The following is a 25,413-nucleotide window of genomic DNA, read 5'->3' as shown; positions in this document are numbered from 1 at the left end:
GGTGGCATAGGTTTTGTAACCCTTTTGTTCCGTAACTTTAATGCTCTATGCCGGCAATGACCCCTTCGAAACTCACATTCATTCTTCCCGTATTAATGCTAACGCTGTTAACGGGCAATGCGCAAAATCAGGACGACTTTTATAGTGCCCTGTGGAAAAAAGTCGAGCAATTTGAAAAAGACGATTTGACGAAATCCGCCTTAAACCAAGTGCGGATCATTTCGGAGAAGGCAAAAAGCGATAACAATGCCGCACAGATCATCAAGACCTTGCTCTACACATCAAAATACGTCCTGACCCTGGAAGAAGATGCCCAACTGAAGATCATCGAAGATTTTCGCTCGGAAATCCGGAAAGCGGACTTCCCCGCCAAAAACGTGCTGGAAAGCTATTTGGCGCATTTGTATTGGCAGTATTTTCAACAAAATCGCCATCGATTTTACAATCGGACGGAAACCGCTACCAAGGTCGATACCACCGATTTTAGGACTTGGGACCTGACTACATTGTTCCATGAAATCGACCGGCATTTCAAGGCCTCCTTGGAAAACAAAGAAGGTCTTCAAAAAACGGGATTGAAAGACTTCAAGGACATCCTGATCGATCGCCCCGAATCCGATACCTATCGCCCTACCCTTTTCGACCTGCTGGCCCATTCCGCGCTTCAATTTTATAAAACGGACGAAACCGGTATCACCCGCCCGGCGGACCAATTCGAGATCGCCGATTCCGAACTACTATGCGGAGCCTATGCATTCACTCAAAAAAAAATTCCCACCAAAGACCAAACTTCCCTACAGGCCAAAGCATTATTGTTATATCAAGAGCTCTTACAATTCCATTTTCCCCATCCCCGACTGGATGCACTGGTCGAGGTAGATATAGAGCGCCTGAACTACATCCACGAAAATGCGGTATTGGAGAACAAAGATCAGATCTATCTTGACGTACTTCAGAACTCCGCCGAAAACCTCAAACAGCACGAAGTGTCGGCCCTATACAGCTATGAAATGGCCCGTTTGTACCATCGGCAGGGCAATAGCTACACCCCAAAAAAAGATGATGATCGGCGGTGGAAGCTAAAGGAGGCCCTGGCACTTTGCGATGCTGTTATCGCTAGATTTCCGGACAGCCGGGGCGCGGAGAAATGCAGGGCCCTAAAATTCCAAATCCTGGCCCCCGACGTGCAACTGACCACCGAACGGCACATCCCCAATCGGACCGATGCGCTGCTATTGGTCCGCTACAAAAACATCGGAAAGCTGCAACTAAGGGCCTTTGAGATATCCCAGGAGGAGCTGGATTTGCTGAACGAAACGTATCCGCAAACCAAACAGCTTGCATTCCTGCAAAAACTCAAGGTAGCAAAAACCTGGGATACTTCCCTTAAGGATGAGGGGGACTACCAACAGCACGGCATCGAGGTCTTGCTGCCGGGATTGGAAAACGGACAGTATATCATCATGGCTATCCCTGCCAAAAATGATGGAAAGGAGAACAATAATGATGGAGAGGTCTCCGATAGCCATTCCCCCGAAACCAAAACCTTCTCCTTTAGTCCCGTTCAGGTGACCGACTTGGCCTTGATCACCCTCGAAACGTCGGATTCCTATAGTTTTCAGGTTATACATAGAACCGACGGGCATCCCATTTCAGGGGCGGAAGTCCAACTCACGTATCGCAAAAATCACAACAAACCCGATTTGTACAAAACCATGTTCACCGATAAGGACGGTACAATCCGTATCCCCCTATCCGAAGAGCGTTGGAGCGATATTCGGATTCAGGTAGCCCAAGGGGACGATACGGCTAGATTCGGACCCTATTATGTCGGTGCCAGGCGTGATTCGAATCCCGCGAATTCCGAAAATTCATGTTTCCTATTTACCGACCGCAGCATCTATAGGCCCGGGCAGCCCCTATATTTCAAAGGTATAGCCATCCAAAAAAAACAGAACAAATCAAGCATTCTTAAAGATGCCGAGGTACAGGTCGATTTAAGGGATGTCAACGGTCAATCCGTCAAAACACAGCGGTTTGAGAGCAACGATTACGGCTCCTTTTCGGGGGAATTCATCCTGCCCGATACGGGGCTGACCGGCAATTATACCTTGCAGGCGAGTTCTACGGAAATAGCCTTGAGCGGATATGCACATTTCTCGGTAGAGGAGTATAAGCGCCCCAAATTCGAGACTTCGTTCTCCCCAGTTACAAAAACCTTTCGGGTGAACGACCGAATTAGCGTCGTAGGGAATGCCGCGGCCTATGCCGGAAGCCAGGTCACCGATGCTAAAGTCAGTTATCGGGTAAAAAGGGTGGTCCGTTTTCCGGGATGGTACTATTGGCGCCGCCCCTATTTCAACCAACCCCCGCAGGAAATCGCCCGGGGAGAGACCGTGACCGATGCTTCCGGTAATTATGAGATCGATTTCAAGGCAATACCGGATCATAGTATTCCCAAAGAAAACCAACCGATATTCCGGTACGAGGTAACCGCCGATGTAACCGATATCAACGGGGAGACCCATACCGCGACCACAACCGTCGCCGTGGGCTACCATGCCCTTACCGCAAGCATCGATATTCCCGACCGCTTGAACAAAGACAGCGAAACCGATACGCTGGGCATTGCAACACAAAACCTCAACGGGCTGGCCGTGGATGCACGCGGAACCCTTAAAATGTACAAGTTGCAGGCCCCCGACCGCGTGCTGCGCCAAAGACCCTGGGCGGCACCGGATTACAGAAACTGGGAGAAAACGGAATTTAAAAGGCACTTTCCCCACGAGGCCTTTGCCGATGAACATGACCCGACAAATTGGGAAAGAGGAAAATTGGTCTGGGAATCGGATTTCGATACCGGAAAATCCACTGAAATACCGCTGGAAATTCCCAAAAAATGGGACCCGGGAAAATATGTTGTCGAACTGGAAACTACGGATAGATTCGGGCAGGAAGTAAGGGCCCTTGCCCAAACGACCTTGTACGGGGGTGCCGATAAAAAAGTAGCGGACAACCAGCTGTTCCGGATTTCAACGGACAAAAAATCCTATGCCGTCGGGGAGGATGTCGAGGTCACATTGGCCTCGGCTTCCGAAAACCTGAGCGTTTCCATTTTTGTGGAAAAGGATAAAAAAATTGTCGATACATGGATTATCCAATTGAAAGATAATGCGACCTCCCTCACCGTTCCCGTAGTCGCCGATGATTTAGGAGGCTTTGCCATCAACTACAGCTTGTCGGCCTACAACGCGTTCGAATCGGGTTCGCTTTCCATTTCCGTGCCCTATCCCAATTCGGACCTGGAAATCGAGACCTTGACCTTCCGGGACAAGCTATCCCCCGGTACTGACGAAACCTGGTCCTTCAAGATAAAAGGTCCCAAGGGCGAAAAGGTATCCGCCGAACTTTTGGCCGGGATGTACGATGCCTCGCTGGATGCATTTCGCGAACATTCTTGGAGCTTTGATCCGCTGATGCGGTCTGCGTACAATTCAAATCTATACGTCAATGCCCGTGAAAGTTATGGGATTACTTCGTTCAGAACGTATTTGAACAGGGATAGCTACAATTTTACCCCGCAACGCTATGATACGTTCGAGTGGTTCGGATTGTACTTTGGAAATGGATATCATTTTACAAATGCGCTTCACAGGACCCAAAAAAACAGTATGCCGGAGGCAGCGTCAGATGTGGAATTTGAGGAGATAGGCGCTACCGAGGCTGCCTTAAACGAAAACGTAATCACGGAGGAAGCTGAAAACAAAGAAACGGGTAGCGACCCATCGGGCGACATCTCCCCCGACCAAGTACCGATCCGCAAAAACCTACAGGAAACCGCCTTTTTCTTTCCGCAACTACGGACGGACGGGAATGGAAACGTTTCCTTCGACTTTACGACCCCGGAGGCCCTGACCCGCTGGAAACTGCAGTTGTTGGCCCATACGGAGTCCCTTAAAAGTACCATGACCCGGATGGAAACCGTGACCCAAAAAGAGCTGATGGTCATCCCGAACGCCCCTCGCTTTCTTCGAGAAGGCGACGAAGTCAGCATCAGTACCAAAATCTCCAATCTGACGGAGCAAATGCTTTCCGGACAGGCCCAGCTGGTATTGACCGATGCCCTGACCCATGAGGACATTACGGAAAAACTACTGATTGCTTCATTTGATGTGGCTCGTTCGGGGCAAGCGGGCCACAATTACAAAAAAGACCGGACGGCGACCGGCAATGGTGCCGCCGGTAAAAATCCCAAGGCAAAAAAAGAAATCCAGGACATCTCTTTTAAGGTGGACTCGATGGGCAATACCCAAGTTTCATGGCGACTCAAAATTCCCAAGAATGTTCAAGCGGTACAGTACAAGGTGGTGGCCAAAGCCGGGAATTTTAGCGACGGGGAGCAAAACCTGCTTCCCGTGCTGACCAACCGGAAACTGGTTACGGAAACCCTTCCGATGTGGGTCCGCAGCGACCAAACCAAGACGTTTCAACTGGACAAACTAAAGAATACCAAGTCCCCCACCCTAAAAAACCACAAACTGACCTTGGAAATCACCTCCAACCCTGCTTGGTATGCGGTGCAAGCCCTTCCCTACTTGATGGAATATCCCTACGATTGCAGCGAGCAGATTTTTGCGCGGTATTATGCCAACAGCTTGGCAGAGCATATCGCCAATTCAAATCCTCGGATTAGAGAAGTGTTCGAGCAATGGGCAGGTTCCGATGCCCTGCTCAGTAATTTGGAAAAAAACGAAGAACTGAAATCCCTCTTAATTCAAGAGACTCCTTGGGTACGTGCTGCCCAATCCGAATCCGAGCAGAAAAAGCGGATCGCCCTTCTGTTCGATATGAACAGGATGAAAAACGAGCGGACCAACGAACTTGACAAGCTGAAAAGCAACCAGAAACCCTCGGGGGCCTGGGCGTGGTTCAGCGGCGGGCCGGACAATCGGGTCGTTACCCAGTATATCGTAGCGGGAATGGGCCACCTAAAAAGACTGAACGCCATCTCAAGCCCTTCGATTGCCCTCAGGACAGGCTCCGACGAGAGGTCGGGCCCTTCGATCGCGCTCGGGAAAGGCGCTTCGGAAATGCTCCAAAACGCCATCGCCTATCTCGACTCGGAGTTCGTAAAAGAGTACGAGCGTATGAAAAAGCATAGCCAAAATATCGAGGACGACCATTTGAGTCCCACTCAGATCCATTATCTCTATATGCGAAGTTTCTTCCCCAATATCAAAACATCCAAAAAGGTAGATGAAATTACCGCGTACTATAAAGGCCAAGCCCAAAAATATTGGACCAACAAAGACCTCTACCCCAAAGGAATGCTGGCCTTGGCCCTATCCCGCATGAACGACGGCGACACCGCCAATAAGATACTACGTGGGCTAAGAGAAAACAGTATCACCTCCGAAGAACTTGGCATGTACTGGAAAGAAAATACGCCGTCCTGGCACTGGTATCAAGCGCCGATCGAGGCACAGGCCCTTATAATAGAGGCTTTTGGGGAAATTCAAAACGATACGAAAACCATTGACGAGCTCAAGGTATGGTTGCTCAAACACAAACAGACCAACCAATGGCGAACCACCAAAGCCACCGCCGAAGCGACGTACGCCCTCTTGCTGCATGGAAGCGATTGGCTGTCCATTACCGATGCCGTCGAGGTGCTTGTCGGGGGCGACAACATCGATGCTTCCCATGCCGCTGGCCTGCAAGGGGAGAAAGTGCCGATCGAAGCAGGCACCGGTTACTATAAGACTATTTGGAACGCCAACGAAATTGAACCCGAGCTGGCCGAGGTACAGCTGCACAAAAAAGGAAAAGGCATCGCATGGGGCGCGCTCTATTGGCAGTATTTTGAGGAATTGGATAAGATAACATCCGCCGAGACCCCTTTGCACCTCAAGAAAAAACTATTTCTGAAAAAAAACACCGAAACCGGGGAAGCAATCTCCGAAATCACGCCCACAACGAAGGTAGAGGTGGGTGATTTGGTCCGGGTGCGTATCGAGCTCCGGGCCGACCGGGCGATGGAATTTCTGCACATGAAAGACATGCGGGCCGCCGGTTTTGTGCCTGTCAACGTCCTGTCCCGATATAAATGGCAGGACGGCCTTGGCTACTACGAAAGCACCAAGGATGCCAGTACCGACTTCTTTTTCGACTATCTGCCCAAGGGGGTGTATGTGTTCGAATACGACCTAAGGGTCAATAACGCTGGGGAATTCAGCAATGGTATTACCACGATACAGAGCATGTACGCTCCGGAGTTCAGTAGTCATTCGGAGGGGGTACGGGTTGCAGTAGACGGTAGATAATGGGCAGTGGCGGTTAGTGTAGCGGTGGCAATGGCAGTGAAAAGTGAAAAGTGAAAAACCAATTCTATTTTGCAGGAGTCAAGACCTGAGGTTATGAATTGGTTAAAATTGGGCGAACCATCCCTAAAGAAACCTGGTTTTTTCGCAGAATGTGTGGCTATGCTTCATCCCAACTATTCAGGCGGGTATTTTTCGAGCACCTTCTTCGCGACGGCCTTTAGCATTTCCTCACGTTCCTGCGGGGTACTGTTTTCCTTAAAAGTGCTTTGGCTTTCGGCCTGCCAGAACAGCTCGTCTTTTTCGTTATCGACGAAATCGAATCGGATCTGCCGTTGCACATCCGGCCTACCTACCGGAATCCCTACGGAAACCCCGCCTCCGACTTGCCGTCCGGTTCCTCCGAGACCGACCCCGACGGAACTGTTTTTCGGCTGTTGGTAGGAATTGCTCTCAATATTTATGAAGAAGTCCGGTTCCTCGGTCAGTTTAATGCCCTTAGCCTGCATTTCGGCATCCACCGCGTCGAGCAGGCGCTTGGTATCCAGCTCACTCAATCCGGTGTGCAGGTCCGGATAATAGTTATAGGTAGTATAATTGGAAAAATCGACCGCCCTATCGTAATCGTAATTGACCTTTACCGCGTTGCAGGAGCACAATAAGCCAACAGCGAACAAGAATAGTTTCCCTTTCATGATATCGTTTTTATCAAAATTACGGAAAAAAGGGTGTGTGAGGGCCCGCAAAAGTCACTTCGCCGCTCCCCGCCGTACCTGTCAGTTATTTAACATCGCCCAAAGTCGATCTTTCAGCTCCACAATGCCCTGTTGCGCCACGGAAGAGATAAACATAAAGGGTACATCTTGCAAATCTTTCTCCAATTCCGTACGCATTTCGCCCATCAGCTCCTCGTCGAGCATATCGCTTTTCGAAATGGCTACCAAGCGGTCTTTATCGATCAGTTCGGGATTGTATCTACGCAGTTCGTCCAACAAGATTTGATATTCCCTGGCGATGTCATCACTATCGGCGGGAATCAGGAACAAAAGGGTGGCATTGCGCTCGATATGGCGCAGAAAATAGTGCCCCAAGCCCTTTCCTTCGGCCGCTCCCTCGATTATCCCGGGGATATCGGCCATGACGAAGCTTTGGAAATCCCGATACTTTACAATGCCCAGATTGGGCTTTAAGGTCGTAAACTCGTAATCCGCTATTTTCGGTTTTGCAGAAGTAATTACGGAGAGTAGGGTGGACTTTCCTGCGTTCGGGAAGCCTACCAGTCCCACATCGGCAAGCACCTTCAGTTCCAGGATTACATCGATTTCCTGACCTTTGATTCCCGGTTGGGCATATCGGGGGGTCTGGTTCGTACTACTCTTGAAGTGCCAGTTGCCGCGCCCGCCCATACCACCTTCCACCAGTATTTTTTCTTCGTCGTGCTCCGTTATCTCAAAAAGGGATTTGCCACTATCGGGGTCCTTGACGACCGTGCCAAGAGGCACTTCCAAATAAACATCCTTACCATCTGCACCTGTACTGCGTTGTTTGCTGCCGTGCTCCCCGTGGCCCGCCTTAAAGTGTTTCTTAAATTTGAAACCGACCAAGGTCCACAAATTTTCGTTGCCACGAACGATGACATGGCCCCCGCGTCCGCCATCACCGCCATCGGGCCCTCCCTTGACAATATATTTTTCCCGGTGCAAATGCGCGGAACCCTTGCCCCCGTTGCCCGATTCGGCGTGTATTTTAACGTAGTCTACAAAATTACCTTCGGTCATTCGGGCTAGTTTATAATTCTTCGATAACCTTTCTCAACCGGTGCGTGACTGCATCGATTTCTCCGATACCGTTCACGCTGTGGAATTTTCCCTGAGCTTCGTAATACTCCCTGAGCGGGGCCGTTTTCTCATTGTATTCGGCGAACCGGTTCCGGATTTTGGCCTCGTCTTGATCGTCGGTACGACCGCTCACCTTTCCGCGTTCCAGCAGCCTTTCCGTCAAAGCTTTGTCATGGGCTTCCAAAGCGATCGTGGCATCGATTTTCATTCCCTTTGACACTAAAAATTCATCCAGGGCAGCTGCCTGTGCCGTTGTTCGGGGAAATCCATCGAAAATAAATCCACTGGCATCGGGATTGCTATTCACAGCCTCCTCCAACATTCTAATGGTCACCTCATCGGGCACCAGATTGCCATCGTCCATATAGGATTTGGCCAGCTTACCGAGTTCGGTGTCGTTTTTAATGTTGTAACGGAACAGGTCGCCCGTAGAAATATGTTTGAGATTGTATTCTTCCTTCAAAAATTCGGCTTGCGTACCTTTACCGGCACCGGGTTTCCCGAATAGCACGAGATTGATCATATGTTTTTGATTTAATTGGTATACTTCCTTTAAGTTGCGGCCCAGTTCCTTGTAATCCAACCCATAGCCTACAATGAACTTATCGGGTATCTCTATGCCCCAATAATCGATGGCATATTCCCCGTTGTAGATTTCCGATTTGTAGAAAAGACTGGCAATCTTAAATTCCTTTACGTTGGATTTCGAAAAAAGGTGGACCAGCTTTTTCAAGGTGCGGCCGGTGTCGATAATATCCTCTAAAATAATCACGCTTCTCCCCTCTATATTTTCGGAAACGTCAAGTAACGTCTCGACAATGCCTGTAGATGTCAGACCGTGATAGGAGCTCAGTTTTACGAACGACACTTCGCACGGATGCGGGTAGGCCTTTAGAAAATCGGAAACGAACATAAACGATCCGTTGAGCACTCCGACAAAAATCGGGGTCTGTTCTCCATAATCGGCGGCAACTTTACGCGAGACCTCCTTCACCGCGGCCTGTATTTGTCCCTCGCTCAAAAAAGGCTTAAAATATTTATCGTGGAGCTGAATCACTTGGCGTGTTTAGGTAAAGAGCCAAATATAGTATTTTGATTCCGCTTTTCGGATAAGGCAGGTCAGGTTTTGGGAATTCGCCGTATTTTTACGCTCATTAAAGAAGCTATGGCCATGGCAAATCCAAAAAATTATTTTTCCTCGAATTTCAAGCTGGGGATTTTAGGAGGTGGACAATTGGGCAAGATGCTGCTCTACGAAACCCGAAAATTCGACATCCATACCATTGTTATGGATGCCTCGGAGGATGCCCCCTGCAAGATTGCCTGTAACGAGTTCGTCTTGGGGGACCTGATGGATTTCGATGCTGTTTACAACTTGGGACAAAAGGTCGATGTGCTCACTATTGAAATCGAGAACGTCAACGTCGATGCCTTGGAAAAACTGGAAAGGGAAGGCATGAAAATCTATCCGCCGACAAAAGCCCTTCGCATCATTCAGAACAAGGCAAAACAAAAATTGTTCTACGTAGATAAGGGAATACCAACGGCCGACTTCCAGCGTTTTGCCTATAAAAGCGAAATTGAGGATAGCATTAGCAATGGGGGGATGAAATTTCCCTTTGTGTGGAAAGCTGCTCGATTTGGCTATGACGGACAGGGCGTGAACGTGGTGCGGAAACTGGAGGACCTAAACGGACTGCCCGAGGGGGAATGTATCACGGAAGAGCTTGTTGATTTTAAGAACGAACTCTCCGTTATCGTAGCGAGAAGCGTCAGCGGCGAGGTAAAGTGCTATCCTGTGGTCGAAATGGAGTTCCATCCCGAAGCCAATCAGGTAGAATATGTCATCTGCCCCGCCCGTATCGACACTAAAGTGGCCCAAAAGGCACAGGAAACCGCTTTAAGGGCATCCGACGCCTTGCAACATGTAGGTTTGCTCGCCGTAGAGCTGTTCCAGACCCAAGACGATAGGATTCTGGTCAACGAGGTGGCACCACGCCCTCATAACAGCGGCCATTATAGTATCGAGGCCAGCTATACCAACCAGTTCGAACAGCATATCCGGGCCATTCTCGACCTCCCCTTGGGCGATACGCGGAGCAAGGTCGCCGGCATTATGGTCAACCTCGTCGGCGCAGAGGGCCATACCGGAGACGTGGTCTACGAGAACATGGAGGAAATTCTACGACTTGGAGGCGTTACCCCCCATATCTACGGCAAAAAACAGACCCGCCCCTTCCGGAAAATGGGACACGTGACGATAGTTAACGAGGCGATTACCGAAGCCCGGAGGATAGCGCAGCAAGTGAAAGAGACGATCAAAGTAATAAGCAAATAGTTATGACCAAAATAGCCATAGTAATGGGCAGTACCAGTGACATGCCCGTCATGCAGGATGCCATTGACATCTTAAAGGAATTCGGTATTGAAACCGAGGTCGATATCGTCTCCGCCCACCGGACGCCCGAAAAACTGTTCGAGTTCGGTAAGAACGCACACAAGAACGGGTATGCGGCCATCATTGCCGGGGCCGGCGGCGCGGCGCATCTACCGGGCATGGTCGCCTCGTTGACCCCATTGCCCGTCATCGGCGTGCCGGTAAAAAGCAGCAACTCCATCGACGGATGGGATTCCGTATTGTCCATTTTGCAAATGCCTGGGGGCGTCCCCGTGGCCACCGTAGCCTTGAACGGCGCCAAAAATGCCGGTATCCTGGCCGCACAGATCATCGGGGCTGCAGATACCACCGTCCGGGATAGGATTATGACCTACAAGGAACGTTTGAAAGAAAAAGTTGTTGAGGGAGCGAAAATCGTGGGCAGTGGCAGTACAATGAACAGTAAATAGTTGTTGGTCGTCGGTTGTCGGTTGTCGGTTGTCGGTTGTCGGTCGTGAATAACAAGGTCAATATTCTTGAAATATCGCCAGCCTAGTTTTGCCCAAAACCAATAAACTCAAAACGTACCACGCTTTACTCTTATTCTTTATTTCTTTAGTCCTTGCTCCTTTCGTCCTTATTCATTATTCTTTACGTCTTTTGTCCTAAACTCGATAACCTAAACGTTTGCCCATGAATCCCTTATTAGAACCTTTCGACACCGCCCCATTTTCAAAAATAAAAGACGAGCACTTCAAGCCTGCTTTTCTTCGGGCCATTGACGAGGCCCGGGCGGAAATCGACGCCATTACCGAGAATCCCGAGAACCCGACCTTCGAAAATACCATCGAGGCCTTGGAGTTTTCGGGCCGACAGCTCGACCGCATCTCCAGCGTGTTCTTTAACCTGAATTCCGCCGAAACGAACGAACACATCCAAAAAATCGCGCAGGAAGTATCTCCCCTTCTTTCCGAATTCGGTAACGACATTACACTGAACACGGAACTCTTCAAAAAGGTAAAATCCGTTTACGACGAAAAAGATGAGTTGGACCTGTCCCCCGAGCAAATCATGCTGCTTGATAAAAAATACAAGAGTTTTAGCCGTAACGGTGCCAACCTGCCCGAGGACAAGAAAAAACGCCTACGGGAAATCGATGCGGAACTTTCCAAACTTAAATTGACCTTCGGGGAAAACGTTCTGGCGGAAACCAATAAATACGAACTGCATCTGACGGACGAGTCCGATGTAGAGGGTCTGCCCGAAGGCGAAAAGGAAGCGGCCGCCCAGTTGGCCGAAGCAAGGGAAAAAGAAGGATGGCTAGTAACCTTGAATTACCCTAGCTACATCCCCTTTATGAAATATGCGGAGAACCGCGAACTACGGAAAGAGCTTTCCCTGGCTTTCGGCAGCAAAGGATTTCACGGCGACGAACTCGATAATCAAAAGAACGTCCTCAAAATCGCGAAGCTGCGCTACGAAAGAGCTAACCTCTTGGGCTATAAGACCCATGCCGATTTTGTATTGGAGGAACGGATGGCCGAAACCCCCGAAAAGGTCCGGGAGTTTCTCCAAGAACTGTTGGAAAAGGCCAAGCCTGCCGCGGAACGGGAGTTCAAACAGCTCGAAGAGTTCGCTAACGAGCTCGATGGGATCGACCGGTTGGAAAAATGGGACGGCAGTTACTATTCCGAGAAACTGAAACAAAAACTGTTCGACCTCGATGACGAAAAATTGAAACCCTATTTTAAGCTTGAAAATGTCATCGCCGGGGTCTTTAAAGTGTCCGAATTATTATTCGGACTCCGTTTCGAGGAGGTGTTCGACATCGACAAATATCACGAAGAGGTCAAGACCTATCGGGTTTATGACCAAGCGAATAATTTTATTTGCCTGTTTTATGCGGATTTCCACCCCCGAGAGGGCAAACGCGGCGGGGCCTGGATGACCACTTATAGACCTCAGTATATACGAAACGGCGAGAACGTACGGCCCCACGTATCCAACGTCTGTAACTTTACCCGTAGTACCTCGACAAAACCTTCGCTCTTGACCTTTAACGAGGTGACCACGCTCTTTCACGAATTCGGACACGGACTACATGGAATGCTGGCCAACACGGTGTATCCTAGCTTATCGGGGACCTCGGTCTATTGGGACTTTGTGGAACTGCCCAGTCAGGTGATGGAAAACTGGTGTTATGAGAAAGAGGCCCTGGAGCTCTTCGCCACCCATTACGAGACGGGCGACCCCATCCCCATGGAACTGATCGAAAAGATTAAGGATTCGGCCACTTTTCAGGAAGGCATGCAGACCCTGCGCCAATTGAGTTTCGGGCTTCTGGATATGGCTTGGCACGGTATCGACCCCACGGACATCTCCGATGTAAAGACTCACGAAGTACAGGCCTTTAAAGGCACCAGACTATACCCCGAAACGCCCGAGACCTGTATGAGTACCGCTTTTGCCCATATTTTCCAGGGTGGATATTCCTCCGGATACTACAGTTACAAGTGGGCGGAAGTACTCGATGCCGATGCCTTCGCCTATTTTAAGGAAGAAGGAATTTTCAACAAAGAAGTCGCAACTAAATTCAAGGACAACGTTTTATCGCAAGGTGGCACCGAAAATCCCATGTTACTCTACAAACGTTTCCGGGGCGCTGAACCCAAGGTGGAGGCACTGCTCGAACGCGCAGGGTTGTTAAAGAAAACTGACATGGTTTCTTCCAAATGAGTTAAAATTTTTACGAAAAGGACTATTAACGTGTATATTAATTATCTTACATTTGTAGTTCATAAGTAGGTTAAAAAGGTTATATCAAAGTAATTTTTTTTAACAACGAAAAGAGGGCGTGGGGACGCCCTCTTTTTTATTTAGAATGCTTGTCCGCCATTCATCCCTTTGTCATAAGACTAAGGCCAGCAGGTATTAGGACGTAAGAGCGTTTTAAAACGGACGGTTATTTCAAGATATTTAGTCCTTCATCTTAAGTCTCATAGCCCTACGTCGGGTTTAGGTTTCCAAACGGACAATCGAGTCATTCGGCCCCTTCGATAACTTCTTTATAAAGGTTAACAGGTAGCTAAGTTTGTCGAATACTTTTCTCTTTATCTTCATTTTCACGATCTTCGCACAAAACAATATTTATGGTTCTTTTTGTTGATATGGATGAGGTAATGGCGGACACCTACGGCGCACATGTTGAAATTTACAATCGGGATTACGAAGAATGTCTTACCCTTGAGGCCTGTATGGGCAAGGAAGTCTGGCATACCGTGCCGGAAAACAGGCAGACCAGCGTACGCAACCATGCCCGAAACCGTGGCTTCTTTCGCGACCTGAACCCCATTGCCGATAGTCGTTCTGTAATGAAGGCCCTGAACGACAAGTATGAGGTCTATATCGCTTCGGCCGCGATGCAGTTTCCCAATTCCCTGGAGGAAAAATCCGAATGGCTCGATGAGCATTTTCCCTTTATCCCTTGGCAACGGCGCATCCTATGTGGCAACAAGCACATTTTAAGGGGAGATATCCTAATCGATGACCGAAGCTACAATCTTGCGGAATTCCAGGGCAGGTCGCTACAATTTACGTCCCCCCACAACATCCACACTACAGGTTTCGAACGTGTTGACAATTGGCAGGAAGTGGCCGAGAAGTTATTGTGAAATGCACCAGTAAGTCCGTCCAAAAAGTTCTTGAGTGAATTTAGCTCGAGATTCGGGCCGCGGAAACCTAATCGATCGGTTTAGGATTCCGATAAAAAAAGCAAGGCCCACCATAAAATTGGAACAGCCTCTACCCAAAACGAGGCAAAATACCGGTTCCGGCTTATTCTAGTCGATAAGATCAACACCCCTAAAAGCAAACACAGCACCGCGTTGACCCACAGTTCCGCCGGATGGGCCGCATCCTTTAGGAGCGTTAGCAAAAAAAAGGGGGCGATGGCACAGGCCGCGATAATCTTCGTCCCCTTTACCCCGAAGCGTTGAGGTAGGGTGTGCAATTCGGGACTGTCGTAAGCCAGATCACGGATCTCAAAAGGCACCAGCAAAATCAATACCAGCAGAAAACGCTGTACGGTTTCCATCTGAACATCCCAAGAAATGGAAACATCCGCGGCGAGTACAGGAAGAACTACGGTCGACCCCGCCCATACCAAGGCCACCACAAAAATTTTCAATCCCCCTAAACTACGTAGGTTTTTAGTATGCGGCAGCACGGGAATCGCGTATAGCGCTGTCAACACGACCAGCACCCCAATGCCGATATAGACCGAAAGGCTTAAAAAGTAGCTCTGGTAAATTGCAAACCCCAAGGCCGCTAAGCTTATTGCCTGTATCAGGGTTAGATGACGATAGTTCACCACCACGTACTTTTTCGCCTCGATCCCGTATTTCATGAAATTATAGCAAACGATCGAACCAAAAAACAGAAACCGACCCAGATGGTCATCAAACGCAATGTTCAAGCTCATGCAAGTGACGTGGACCAACGCTAAAACGGAAAGCGCAACGTGGATACTGGCATCCAAATAAAATTCAAAACATCGGCGTAGCACCTGCATTGAACAAATGTAGCGATACCGTTGATAAGTATTGTTCTCGGTTTTTCAAGTAGCATGAGTATAAGTATTGATTTCGGTTAAAAACTTTCCTTCGTTAGCTCGCTAATCTGTCCGTTATCAGGGTATAAATCCGTAATTTTGCAGTTCCTTTTTAAGCCCATTCTATGAGAACAGATGTATTTGCGAAGCGCCATATCGGCATCACCGACGACGACCTCGAACATATGCTCGAAACTATCGGCACGGAGAGTTTGGACCAGTTGATCTATGAGACCCTGCCAGAGGGAATCCGCCTAAAAGAAAACTTGGGGCTGGAGGCTCCGATGAGCGAACATAAATTTTTGGCGCACATGCAAGAGCTTTCCGAAAAGAACCAGTTATTCCGTTCGTACATCGGTCTCGGCTATCATGAGAGCCTGACCCCCTCGGTCATTAAAAGGAATATTCTGGAGAACCCGGGCTGGTACACGGCCTACACGCCCTATCAGGCCGAGATCGCCCAAGGCAGGTTGGAGGCCCTCCTCAATTTTCAGACCGTGGTGTCGGACCTTACCGGGATGGAACTCGCCAACGCCTCTTTGTTGGACGAGAGTACCGCGGCGGCCGAGGCGATGACTATGCTCTTCGACGTGCGTAGCCGGGAGCAAAAGAAAAACAAAGTATTGAAATTCTTCGTTTCCGATGAAATTCTACCCCAGACCTTATCTCTTTTAAAAACAAGATCCGCCCCGCTGGGCATCGAACTGGTGGTCGGCAAACATGGGGATTTCGAATTCGGAAGCGATTTCTTCGGTGCCCTGCTGCAATATCCCGGCAAACACGGACAGATACACGATTACGGGGATTTCGTCGCCAAGGCCAAGGAAAACGATATTAAAACCGCAGTGGCCGCGGATATTCTCAGCCTTGTATTGCTGACGCCCCCGGGAGAATGGGGCGTCGATGTAGTCGTCGGAACTACCCAACGTTTCGGAATCCCCCTAGGTTACGGGGGGCCGCATGCTGCCTTTTTTGCCACTAGGGAAGCCTATAAAAGAAACATCCCTGGCCGGATTATCGGGGTCACCAAAGACGTAGATGGGAAACCCGCCATGCGGATGGCCCTACAGACCCGGGAACAACACATCAAACGCGACAAGGCCACTTCGAATATCTGTACGGCACAGGTGCTTTTGGCGGTCATGGCGGGAATGTACGCCGTTTTCCACGGCCCAGAGGGACTCAAATATATCGCCAAAAAGGTACATTCGACCGCGGTCACGTTGACCGATGCCCTCGAAAAGCTAGGCTTGTATCAAGTCAACACCTCTTATTTCGACACCATAACGGTCAAGATCGATTCCAATGCCCTGCGGCCCATCGCCGAAAAACATGAAGTTAATTTTCTGTACGTGGACGAAGACACAGCTTCCATCGCGGTCAACGAGGCCACTTCGGTCAAGGACCTCAACCAGATCGTTTCCGTTTTTTCGGAAGCCCTCGGGAAAGATTCCGCTCACATAGATGCGCTACTGCAAGACACTGCCATCATGGAGAGCATACGGCGCGAATCGGATTTTCTACAGAACAAGGTTTTCAATGCCTATCATTCGGAGACCGAACTCATGCGCTATATCAAAAAACTGGAACGCAGGGATTTGTCCCTCAACCACTCCATGATCGCCTTGGGAAGCTGCACCATGAAATTGAACGCCGCCTCCGAGATGTTCGCCTTGAGCATGGCGCGCTGGGGAAACATTCATCCCTTCGTGCCCGTCGAACAGGCGAAAGGCTATCAAATCGTCTTAAAGGAACTGGCTAAAGACCTGACCACCATAACCGGATTCGCGGCCACGTCGTTGCAGCCCAATTCGGGGGCGCAGGGCGAATATGCCGGCCTTATGGTCATTCGCGCCTATCACGAGTCCCGCGGCGAGGCACACCGAAACATCTGCATTATCCCGGCTTCGGCCCATGGCACCAATCCCGCATCCGCCGTTATGGCCGGGATGAAGGTGGTGGTGACCAAAACCGATGAAAAGGGGAATATCGATGTTGCCGACCTTGAGGATAAAGTGGCTAAACATTCCGAAAATCTCGCGGCTTTGATGGTGACCTACCCCTCTACCCACGGAGTCTTCGAGTCATCGATTATGCATATTACCCAGCTGATCCACGATCATGGGGGGCAGGTATATATGGACGGGGCCAATATGAACGCCCAGGTAGGGCTGACCCATCCGGGCAAGATCGGGGCCGATGTTTGCCACCTCAACCTGCACAAGACGTTTGCCATTCCCCACGGGGGCGGGGGACCCGGAGTGGGACCCATTTGCGTTGCCGAACAGTTGGTACCTTTTTTACCGGGCAACCCGATCATCGAGACCGGGGGCGAAAAGGGAATCGGTGCCATCTCCGCGGCCCCGTGGGGCAGTTCGTTGGTCTGCCTGATTTCCTATGGATATATAAAAATGTTGGGAGGGTCGGGGCTGCGACGTTCCACCGAAATTGCCATCCTGAACGCCAATTATATCAAAAATCGGCTGAGCGGAAAATTCGACGTCCTGTACACCGGCGAAAGGGGACGGGCCGCCCACGAAATGATTATCGACTGTAGACCGTTCAAGAAACAAGGCATCGAGGTCTCCGATATCGCCAAACGTTTGATGGATTATGGCTTTCACGCCCCAACAGTTTCCTTTCCCGTTGCGGGAACGATTATGATCGAGCCTACCGAAAGCGAAAGCCTCGCCGAGCTTGATCGGTTTTGCGAAGCTATGCTTTCCATTCGGGAAGAAATCGATAGGGCATCGTCAGACGATACGGACAATGTTCTGAAAAATGCGCCGCATACCTTGGAAATGTTGACCAGCGACACTTGGGATTTTCCATATAGCCGGCAAAAAGCGGCTTTCCCCCTTCCCTACCTTTCCGAGAACAAATTTTGGCCAGCGGTACGCCGGGTCGATGATGCATATGGAGACCGTAATTTAATGTGCACTTGCGACCCTATCGAAGCCTACGCCGAAGCGGAATAAAGCGTTCACGATCAATGACTACAAGCCTTCCCGGAATTTCGGGAAGGCTTTTTCAATAGGTTTAGGCCGCACGCACGAATCCCTGACTATCGTATAAAAAGAGATGTGGGCAAACAACTCGATCGACTTTGAACTATCTTGTATCCGACAAACCGAATTACCCACCCATTATGACAATCGGAATCACAGGAACAGGAAGCTATATACCTCCTTTGGTTGTTGCCAACCAAAATTTTGAAACCTCTGAATTCCTGAATTCGGACGGCTCACCGTTCAAACAGGACAATTCCCGTATTATCGAGAAATTCCGTGCGATCACCGGAATCGAAGAAAGACGCTATGTGGACAACACGCTGAACGCATCGGATATCGCTTATTTGGCCGCAGAAAAAGCCATTGCCGATGCGGGTATCGATAAAGAGCAGCTTGACTATATTATTTTCGCCCATAATTTCGGGGATGTCGGCCACGGACAATCCCAAAGTGACACCGTACCTAGTCTAGCTACCCGGGTCAAGCATCAATTGCGTATCAAAAATCCGAAATGTGTGGCCTACGATCTGCTCTTCGGTTGCCCCGGATGGATCGAAGGCTCGATTCAGTCCCATGCGTTCATCAAAAGCGGGATCGCCAAAAAATGCTTGGTGATCGGTGCAGAAACCCTGTCCCGTATCGTTGACCCCTACGACCGCGATTCCATGATCTATTCCGACGGTGCAGGTGCAACGGTCATCGAGGCCAAAGAAGGTGCGGGATCAGTTCTAGCCCATGAAAGTGCCTCCTACACCTACGAAGAGGCTTATTTTTTGTTCTATGGAAAATCCTATAGGGAAACAAAAGACACCACCAAGTACATTAAAATGTACGGGCGAAAAATTTATGAATTCGCAATTACCTATGTTCCCAAAGCGATGGCACTCTGTTTGGAAAAAAGCGGCGTCGATATCGGTTCCGTAAAGAAAATTTTCATCCATCAGGCCAACGAGAAGATGGACGAGGCCATCGTAAAGCGATTTTACGGGCTGTATAAAAAGGAAGTGCCATCTGGAATTATGCCCATGAGCATCGGCAAATTGGGCAATAGTTCCGTGGCGACCATTCCCACCTTGTTCGATATGGTGCGCAACGGAAAACTCAAAGATCAACGGGTAAAAAAGGGAGATGTTGTTATCTTTGCCAGCGTAGGCGCGGGCATGAACGTCAACGCCATGGTCTATAGTATTTAAAATGTACGAGAACACCTATCCGGACAAACGTTTTCAACGCACCCTGTCGTTCCTGCAAAAACACATTTCTACCAAAGAAGCTATTTTAGATCTGGGGGTCGAGAATCCTTTTTCAAAGATCATGGTGGAGCAGGGCTATACCGTTGAGAACACTAAAGGAGAAGATTTAGATGTGGATTACACTTCTGTACAGAAATCATCCGCCGAGGTGGTCACCGCCTTTGAAATTTTCGAACATTTAGTGTCCCCTTTCAATGTCTTACGGGAAATCAAGGCCGATAAACTCGTGGCCAGCATTCCCCTTAAACTCTGGTTTTCTCCCGCCTATCGGAGTAAAACCGATGTTTGGGACCGGCACTATCACGAGTTCGAGGACTGGCAGTTCGACTGGCTGCTCGAAAAATCCGGTTGGGAGATCAAGGATCGGGAGAAATTCACAAATCCCGTTGGAAAAATCGGGGTGCGGCCGTTGCTGCGAAGTCTTACCCCGCGGTATTATTTGGTATATGCGGAAAAAGGGAGTTTATGAGTTTATAGGTTTATGAGTGGGCTTGAGCGGTTATGAGGTGTTCGGGAAGTTTGTTTGAGTGTCATCGCAGCAGGCAGGATAGGATAAACACAGAATAAATTGGGCATTTAGAACTAGTCTTGTCTCTTGGCTCCCGGTTCTTGACCTTCGGCCCTTTGCACAAGCCCAGAATTTTGCTATTTAAATGAAGTATTACGTAATAATCCCCGCCCACAACGAAGAAGCTTATTTGGCCGATACGCTGAACTCTATTTTGCGGCAGACCTTGCAACCGCAGAAGGTAGTGGTGGTCAACGACAATTCTACAGATGGGACCGAAGCGGTCATCGACACTTTTTTGACCCTGAGTCCCATTTTCGAAAAGCTCAACAGCGTCTCCTCGGAAGTCCATATGCCCGGAAGCAAGGTCATAGAAGCTTTCCGGAAGGGATTGGTGCTCCTTGACGACGACTACGATTTTTTGGTAAAGTTGGATGCGGACCTCATCTTGCCCGATAAATACTTTGAGAAAATCGCCCATATCTTCAGGGGTCATCCCAATGCGGGGATTGCCGGAGGTTTCATCTATGAAAAGAATGAAAACGGACAATGGGAGCTCCACCACCCCATGAACGAAGACCATGTGAGGGGTGCCTTTAAGGCCTATTCCAAAGCCTGTTTCAAAGCGATTGGAGGACTCCGTAATGCCATGGGCTGGGATACCGTTGACGAGCTCCTGGCCCGATATCATAATTTCGGGATATTTACCGACAGCAACCTACATGTAAAACATCTGAGGCCCACGGGAAATGCCTATGACCAAAATGCAAAACTATTGCAGGGCAAGGCCATGTTCTGCATGCGATACGGAATTTCCATCACGGCCATCGCTTCCCTAAAAATGGCAATGAAGCAACGCAACCTCAAGGCGTTTTTAGACAATATACAAGGCTATCTCGAAGCACACAGGGAGAAAGCCCCTTTTTTGGTCAACGAAAAAGAGGGAGCTTATATCCGAAAATTGAGATGGGACAACATACGCCGTAAACTTTTGAAGGAACGCTAGAATCGCCATTGCACCAAATAAAGACGTCCGCTTCGCAGCGGACGTCTTTACAAGCTTTAGATGGGTAGATCCTAAATTCCCAACTCCTTCTTCACATCGGCCAACAAATCTTTTCCGTTGGCTACGATAAGACCGCCACCGGCCTGGGCGTCGATCACATAATCGTACCCCTGTTCGTTCGCCACTCTTTCAATGGCCGCTTTGGCCTTATCGGAAATGGGGGCGAACAGCTCTTGTTGTTTCTTCTGCAGCTCCCTTTGGGCGGTCTGCTGGGCCTCTCCTATTGTCTTTTGTGCCCCTTGAAGTTCTTCGGCCCTCTTCTGGTTTTCCTCGGGTGTTTTCGATGCCGCTTCGTTTTCGTACAGGGTGTACTTGTTCTTTAGCTCGGTCATCGAACTCTCGATATCGGCGTTATAGGTTTCCGATAACTTCTTCAGTTCCGCCTCTGCAGACTTCATTTCGGGCATGGCGCTAAGCAGTTGTGTTACATCGATATGTGCGATTTTGCTTTGTGCATTAATAAAACCAGTCGCGGCAACAAATAGTACTAAGGCTACTGTAATCTTTTTTAAATGTTTCATTTGAGTGTTAATTTTAATGATTTGAGTGTCGGGTTTGTTAATTATTGAGTTTATGGTTAGTTATAATTTATGGTTAGTTATTAAGAGAAGTGCATCTTGTTTACTCAACGGAATCTTTCTCTTGCTGACGTTCTTCCAACCTCTCCTGTCTTTTTGCTTCGCGTTCTTCCAAAAGCTTTTTTCTTCTTGCCTCGTAGGCCTTTTTACGTTCTTCCCGCAATTTCACCTGTTCGGCCCTTCTTTCGTCCGCAGTCCTTTTTCGTGTTTCTTGGGCTTGCTCGGCCTGCTGCTGTCGCTCCTTAATGGCCTCACTGACCTCTTCCGTCAGCGCTTCTTCTTCCTCGAAATCTTGAAGGGAGTTCCGGCGATCCGCCTTTTTTTTCGGTGCACTCACCTTTCTTGTCCGTGCAATGCCCCGTAAAACCAAATCACTGATATCCCAGCGGTTTTCGGAGTACAACATTACGACATCCGCAGATTTATCAAAAATAAAATCATATTTTTTATTGGCCCCAATCTTTTGTACCTCGTTGAACACTTGGTCTTGGATCGGTTGAATCAATCGCCGCTTTTGTAAAACTAGGTCACCTTCGGGACCGAAGCGGTCTTGCTGATATTGGATCATCTCCTTTTCCATGATCTGTATCTCCTCTTCCCGTTCGGCTATCAGCTCATCGGTAAGGAGCACGCGTTCGGCACTTAGGTCATTTTTCATCTGCTCGACCGCGCTCTGCCTTTGTTCGATCTCAATTTTCCACTTCTGCACCTTATCCGCCAGCTGTTCGGTGGCCTCACGGTACTCCTCCACATTTTCGAGAATATATTCCATATCGACGTAGCCAATACGCACTCCTCGTTGGGCAAAGGTATAACAGGTCGAAAAAAGGACGATTGTCAGTACTAAAAGAACGTTCGCTTTTGGTTTCATTGTTAAGTCGTTTAACCCTTATAGAAAATATCGTGCCAAAAGTTGAAAAAAGAAAAAAGAGCAGAGAAAAGAGAAAAAAGATATGGATGTAAAACAAGATTATTACGTGGTATACTGGCGTTACGCTCTTCCTTGCCTCTACATATATGACTCGCTAAAAAAGAAGTACCCGCAACCGAAAAAGGACTAGCCTTAACATTCGAGCTTTAGGTTCCCGTCGCGTATTTAAACTTTCGCGGCGCCTTTTCAGCCCTAGTCGTCGTATCGCGTTCCCAAAAAGACATGATTTTCGAAATCAATAAAAACGCAATCATGGCAGTTGTGTCTATATTCTTTTCTCTATATTCTCTTTTCTAGATTTTTAAAACTGTTGTCCGATAATAAAATGGGTCTCCCAGCCGTGCGGACTGGTTTCCTGTCCCGTATTGTCGGGATCGAAGCCGTAGCCAAAATCGATACCCAACAGTCCGAACGCCGGCATAAAAATGCGCAGCCCCACCCCGGCAGACCTTTTTAAGTCAAACGGATTAAATTCCTGAAAATTGCGGAAAGCGTTCCCCGCTTCCAAAAAAGTTAGTCCGTATATCGAGGCGGAAGGCTTCAGGGTCAATGGATATCGAAGTTCCAATGAATATTTGTTATATACCAGCCCGCCCTCTTGCTGTCGGGTCAATGGGTCAACGGGGGTCAATGACTGATTTTTGTAACCCCTCAAGGCGATGATATCCCTACCATCCAAGGTGAAATTGCCCATGCCGTCGCCTCCAACGAAAAATCGCTCAAAGGGTACGTCGCCGACGTCGTTGTTATAGCTTCCCAGAAAACCGAATTCCGCATTGGTGCGAAGCACCAACGACTTGTCGCCGCTCCCGACCAGTGTAGTGTACCAATCTCCCTTGAACTTCAGCTTGTAGTATTCCAGCCATTTGAAACGTTGTTGGTCGATGTCTTCAAGCTCCCTTCTTTCAGGCGTATTTTGACCTCCCTGTGCCCGTACGATGGGAACCAGTTCTTTGTTTCTATCCCGCAGCGAAGCGTAATCTTTGTTGCTGAACAGGGAGTAGGGTGGTGTCAAGCGTGCAGTAACCTCAAAATTAGATCCTCCTCTCGGAAATATACGACCGCCCGAAATGGCATTTCTCGAAATACCCAAGGTATAAGTTAAGGAGTTACTAGTTCCATTGGTTATATTAAATAGCCCTAAGTTATAGTTATTAAACTCGTACAACTGATACCCTAAGGAATGGGAAACGGTAAAATAATCATCGGGCCACTGCACGCGCTTGGCCAAGCCGGCGGAGACGGATGTAATAGAAAAACCTTCATCCTTGATAACCTTTAGCCTGCTTCTGGTGGAATTCCTGAAATCGGTCCTGAACTGTTGGGTCCGCGAAAAGTTCAAACTGAACCGTACCGGTTTTTTCCCCCCGAACCAGGGCTCGGCAAAATTCAGGCTGTACACCCTGAACGATCGGCTCGCCTGCACCCGCATCGCAAAGGTCTGTCCGTCGCCCATAGGTACCGGTTTATACGCCTCGCCGTTGAAAATATTCTTTATCGAAAAGTTATTGAACGAAAGACCGAGCGTACCGATAAAGCCACCACCACCATAACCGCCCTGCAGCTCGATCTGGCTCGACCCCGATTCCACAAGGTTCCATTTGAGATCCACGGAACCCTCATTGGGATTCGGGTTTAAAATGTCGGGACTGATCTGCTCCGCATCGAAATAGCCCAGTTGCTGCAACTCCTGGATCGTTCTAATGATATCGCTTTTATTGTATTTCTGTCCGGGCCGGGTTCGCAGTTCCCGATAGATCACATGATCGTTGGTACGGTCGTTGCCCACGACATCGACATGGTCTAAAAAGGTCTCCTTGCCCTCTATGATCCGGATCTCAAAATCGATGGTATCGTTCTGCGCCGATACTTCCACCGGATTGATGCTTGAAAAGAGATAACCACTGTTCTGATAGAGGTTGGTAAGGTCTTCGGCGTCGGGTTTCGAGTCATCTGCGATACGTTCGCGCAACAGCACCCCGTTGTATGTATCCCCCTTTTTTACGCCAAGCACCGAGGCCAACTGTCTATCCGTATAGACCGTATTGCCCACAAAGTCGATTTCGCCAAAATAATACTTATCGCCTTCCTCGATATCGAATTTCAGGTTGATATTGTTTTCATCGACCTTGATAATGGAATCGGAAACGATCCGGGCATCCCGGTAGCCGTTTTCCGCATATCTATCGATCAATAATTGCTTGTCGTTCTCGTAATCTTCCGCAATAAATTTGGACTTCTTCCAAAATCGAAAGAACTGTTTCTGCTTGGTCTTCTTCATCGCGCCGCGCAACCTGCTGTCCGATAGCTGCTCGTTCCCCTCGAAAATAATCTTCTTTATCTTGACCTTGTCTCCTTTATTGACGTTGATGACCATTTTTTGGGCATTGGTCTGGGAGGTATCGTTGGCTACCGCGATGGCCACCTTGGCGTTCAGATAGCCTTCCTTTTTGTACTTGTTTTCGAGATAGTTTTTGGTATTTGCGATTAGGCTCTCGGTAATCTTCTTTCCTTTCTTTAGGTCCGTATCGTCAAGAATACCATCGACCTTTCGAGGTTTTACCCCGTTGACCTTGATATCGGATAGGGTGGGACGCTCGGTAATGTGCAATTCCAGAAAGATTTTGTCACCGTCGATATCGGTAATGAAGAAGTCAATATCGCGGAAAAGCTCAAGGCCCCATAATTTGTTGATTACACTACTGATCTCGTCCCCGGGAACGGTAATGGGCTGGCCCACCCGTAAGCCGGTATAGGTCTTCACCGTCTGCTCGTTATAGCTCTGTAGTCCGGTTACCTCAAGTCCTCCTAAAATATATTTTTTACCGTCTTCGAAAGAAAGTTCTTGTGCGACGGCAAATGTGGTTAGTAAGAGTAGTAGAAGGGTAAATAAAGGTTGAAGGGATATGAACTGCTTCATAT

Annotated in this window: 16 protein-coding genes; 9 read left to right on the top strand and 7 right to left on the bottom strand. The window is 48.8% G+C overall.

The genetic code is table 11. The annotated features are described in order from the left end of the window. Window positions 1-95: 95 nt before the first annotated feature. Window positions 96-6,323, top strand: coding sequence for an alpha-2-macroglobulin family protein (locus RQM65_RS13180; protein WP_314015677.1), 6,228 nt, complete (start codon window positions 96-98; stop codon window positions 6,321-6,323). Window positions 6,324-6,496: 173 nt separating this feature from the next. On the opposite strand, the gene RQM65_RS13175 is transcribed toward RQM65_RS13180, so the two are convergent. The 3 genes from RQM65_RS13175 to RQM65_RS13165 all read right to left on the bottom strand — a co-directional run bounded on the left by RQM65_RS13175 (window position 6,497) and on the right by RQM65_RS13165 (window position 9,215). Continuing rightward, window positions 6,497-7,015 (bottom strand): DUF4136 domain-containing protein, encoded by a 519-nt coding sequence (locus RQM65_RS13175; RefSeq protein ID WP_314015675.1) that lies wholly within the window; start codon window positions 7,013-7,015, stop codon window positions 6,497-6,499. Window positions 7,016-7,096: 81 nt separating this feature from the next. Beyond that, a complete protein-coding gene (obgE, locus tag RQM65_RS13170; protein ID WP_314015673.1) occupies window positions 7,097-8,098 on the bottom strand; it encodes a GTPase ObgE in 1,002 nt (333 codons plus the stop codon). Between the two features lie 10 nt (window positions 8,099-8,108). Further along, on the bottom strand, window positions 8,109-9,215 hold the full coding sequence (locus RQM65_RS13165; RefSeq protein WP_314015671.1) for an adenylate kinase: 1,107 nt from the start codon (window positions 9,213-9,215) through the stop codon (window positions 8,109-8,111). 114 nt (window positions 9,216-9,329) lie between these two features. Here RQM65_RS13165 and RQM65_RS13160 point away from each other — a divergent pair, with 114 nt between their 5' ends. The 4 genes from RQM65_RS13160 (at window position 9,330) to RQM65_RS13145 (ending at window position 14,206) form a co-directional block, all read left to right on the top strand. After that, on the top strand, window positions 9,330-10,496 hold the full coding sequence (locus RQM65_RS13160) for a 5-(carboxyamino)imidazole ribonucleotide synthase (RefSeq protein ID WP_432279849.1): 1,167 nt from the start codon (window positions 9,330-9,332) through the stop codon (window positions 10,494-10,496). Window positions 10,497-10,498: 2 nt separating this feature from the next. Then, window positions 10,499-11,005 carry a 5-(carboxyamino)imidazole ribonucleotide mutase gene (gene purE / locus RQM65_RS13155; protein WP_314015667.1) on the top strand — a complete coding sequence of 169 codons (507 nt, stop codon included), beginning with the start codon at window positions 10,499-10,501 and terminating at the stop codon, window positions 11,003-11,005. Window positions 11,006-11,228: 223 nt separating this feature from the next. Continuing rightward, window positions 11,229-13,271 carry a M3 family metallopeptidase gene (locus RQM65_RS13150; RefSeq protein WP_314015665.1) on the top strand — a complete coding sequence of 681 codons (2,043 nt, stop codon included), beginning with the start codon at window positions 11,229-11,231 and terminating at the stop codon, window positions 13,269-13,271. Between the two features lie 413 nt (window positions 13,272-13,684). Further along, window positions 13,685-14,206: a 5' nucleotidase, NT5C type gene (locus RQM65_RS13145; protein ID WP_314015663.1), complete on the top strand. Its 522-nt coding sequence runs from the start codon at window positions 13,685-13,687 to the stop codon at window positions 14,204-14,206. Window positions 14,207-14,286: 80 nt separating this feature from the next. Here the strand turns inward: RQM65_RS13145 and RQM65_RS13140 are convergent, their stop codons facing one another. Continuing rightward, window positions 14,287-14,940, bottom strand: coding sequence for a UbiA prenyltransferase family protein (locus RQM65_RS13140; RefSeq protein WP_314015661.1), 654 nt, complete (start codon window positions 14,938-14,940; stop codon window positions 14,287-14,289). A gap of 329 nt (window positions 14,941-15,269) precedes the next feature. Between RQM65_RS13140 and gcvP the strand changes: the two genes are divergently transcribed. The 4 genes from gcvP to RQM65_RS13120 all read left to right on the top strand — a co-directional run bounded on the left by gcvP (window position 15,270) and on the right by RQM65_RS13120 (window position 20,922). Next, complete coding sequence (gcvP, locus tag RQM65_RS13135; RefSeq protein ID WP_314015659.1) at window positions 15,270-18,122, top strand: aminomethyl-transferring glycine dehydrogenase; 2,853 nt, start codon at window positions 15,270-15,272, stop codon at window positions 18,120-18,122. A 170-nt stretch (window positions 18,123-18,292) separates the two neighbouring features. Beyond that, on the top strand, window positions 18,293-19,348 hold the full coding sequence (locus RQM65_RS13130; protein WP_314015658.1) for a 3-oxoacyl-ACP synthase III family protein: 1,056 nt from the start codon (window positions 18,293-18,295) through the stop codon (window positions 19,346-19,348). A gap of 1 nt (window position 19,349) precedes the next feature. Further along, a complete protein-coding gene (locus RQM65_RS13125; RefSeq protein ID WP_314015657.1) occupies window positions 19,350-19,877 on the top strand; it encodes a methyltransferase in 528 nt (175 codons plus the stop codon). Window positions 19,878-20,061: 184 nt separating this feature from the next. After that, complete coding sequence (locus RQM65_RS13120; protein WP_314015655.1) at window positions 20,062-20,922, top strand: glycosyltransferase family A protein; 861 nt, start codon at window positions 20,062-20,064, stop codon at window positions 20,920-20,922. A 71-nt stretch (window positions 20,923-20,993) separates the two neighbouring features. On the opposite strand, the gene RQM65_RS13115 is transcribed toward RQM65_RS13120, so the two are convergent. The 3 genes from RQM65_RS13115 to RQM65_RS13105 form a co-directional block, all read right to left on the bottom strand. Beyond that, entirely contained in the window at window positions 20,994-21,503 is a 510-nt protein-coding gene (locus tag RQM65_RS13115; RefSeq protein WP_314015653.1) for an OmpH/Skp family outer membrane protein, read from the bottom strand. 100 nt (window positions 21,504-21,603) lie between these two features. Continuing rightward, entirely contained in the window at window positions 21,604-22,431 is an 828-nt protein-coding gene (locus RQM65_RS13110; protein ID WP_314015651.1) for an OmpH/Skp family outer membrane protein, read from the bottom strand. A gap of 361 nt (window positions 22,432-22,792) precedes the next feature. After that, window positions 22,793-25,411 (bottom strand): BamA/OMP85 family outer membrane protein, encoded by a 2,619-nt coding sequence (locus tag RQM65_RS13105; protein WP_314015650.1) that lies wholly within the window; start codon window positions 25,409-25,411, stop codon window positions 22,793-22,795. Window positions 25,412-25,413: the final 2 nt, after the last annotated feature.

The sequence above is a fragment of the Pricia mediterranea genome (genome assembly GCF_032248455.1).
Lineage (GTDB): Bacteria > Bacteroidota > Bacteroidia > Flavobacteriales > Flavobacteriaceae > Pricia > Pricia mediterranea.
This window is presented reverse-complemented; position numbering and strand designations above follow the sequence as displayed.

Bases quoted from the DNA above. Each gene is read 5' to 3' on its own strand.
- RQM65_RS13145 (WP_314015663.1), top strand. From the start codon at position 13,685: ATGGTTCTTTTTGTTGATATGGATGAGGTAATGGCGGACACCTACGGC.
- RQM65_RS13120 (WP_314015655.1), top strand. From the start codon at position 20,062: ATGAAGTATTACGTAATAATCCCCGCCCACAACGAAGAAGCTTATTTG.
- obgE (WP_314015673.1), bottom strand. From the start codon at position 8,098: ATGACCGAAGGTAATTTTGTAGACTACGTTAAAATACACGCCGAATCG.
- RQM65_RS13175 (WP_314015675.1), bottom strand. From the start codon at position 7,015: ATGAAAGGGAAACTATTCTTGTTCGCTGTTGGCTTATTGTGCTCCTGC.
- gcvP (WP_314015659.1), top strand. From the start codon at position 15,270: ATGAGAACAGATGTATTTGCGAAGCGCCATATCGGCATCACCGACGAC.
- RQM65_RS13150 (WP_314015665.1), top strand. From the start codon at position 11,229: ATGAATCCCTTATTAGAACCTTTCGACACCGCCCCATTTTCAAAAATA.
- RQM65_RS13125 (WP_314015657.1), top strand. From the start codon at position 19,350: ATGTACGAGAACACCTATCCGGACAAACGTTTTCAACGCACCCTGTCG.
- RQM65_RS13160 (WP_432279849.1), top strand. From the start codon at position 9,330: ATGGCAAATCCAAAAAATTATTTTTCCTCGAATTTCAAGCTGGGGATT.
- RQM65_RS13115 (WP_314015653.1), bottom strand. From the start codon at position 21,503: ATGAAACATTTAAAAAAGATTACAGTAGCCTTAGTACTATTTGTTGCC.
- RQM65_RS13180 (WP_314015677.1), top strand. From the start codon at position 96: ATGCTAACGCTGTTAACGGGCAATGCGCAAAATCAGGACGACTTTTAT.
- RQM65_RS13130 (WP_314015658.1), top strand. From the start codon at position 18,293: ATGACAATCGGAATCACAGGAACAGGAAGCTATATACCTCCTTTGGTT.
- RQM65_RS13140 (WP_314015661.1), bottom strand. From the start codon at position 14,940: ATGAAATACGGGATCGAGGCGAAAAAGTACGTGGTGGTGAACTATCGT.
- RQM65_RS13110 (WP_314015651.1), bottom strand. From the start codon at position 22,431: ATGAAACCAAAAGCGAACGTTCTTTTAGTACTGACAATCGTCCTTTTT.
- purE (WP_314015667.1), top strand. From the start codon at position 10,499: ATGACCAAAATAGCCATAGTAATGGGCAGTACCAGTGACATGCCCGTC.
- RQM65_RS13105 (WP_314015650.1), bottom strand. From the start codon at position 25,411: ATGAAGCAGTTCATATCCCTTCAACCTTTATTTACCCTTCTACTACTC.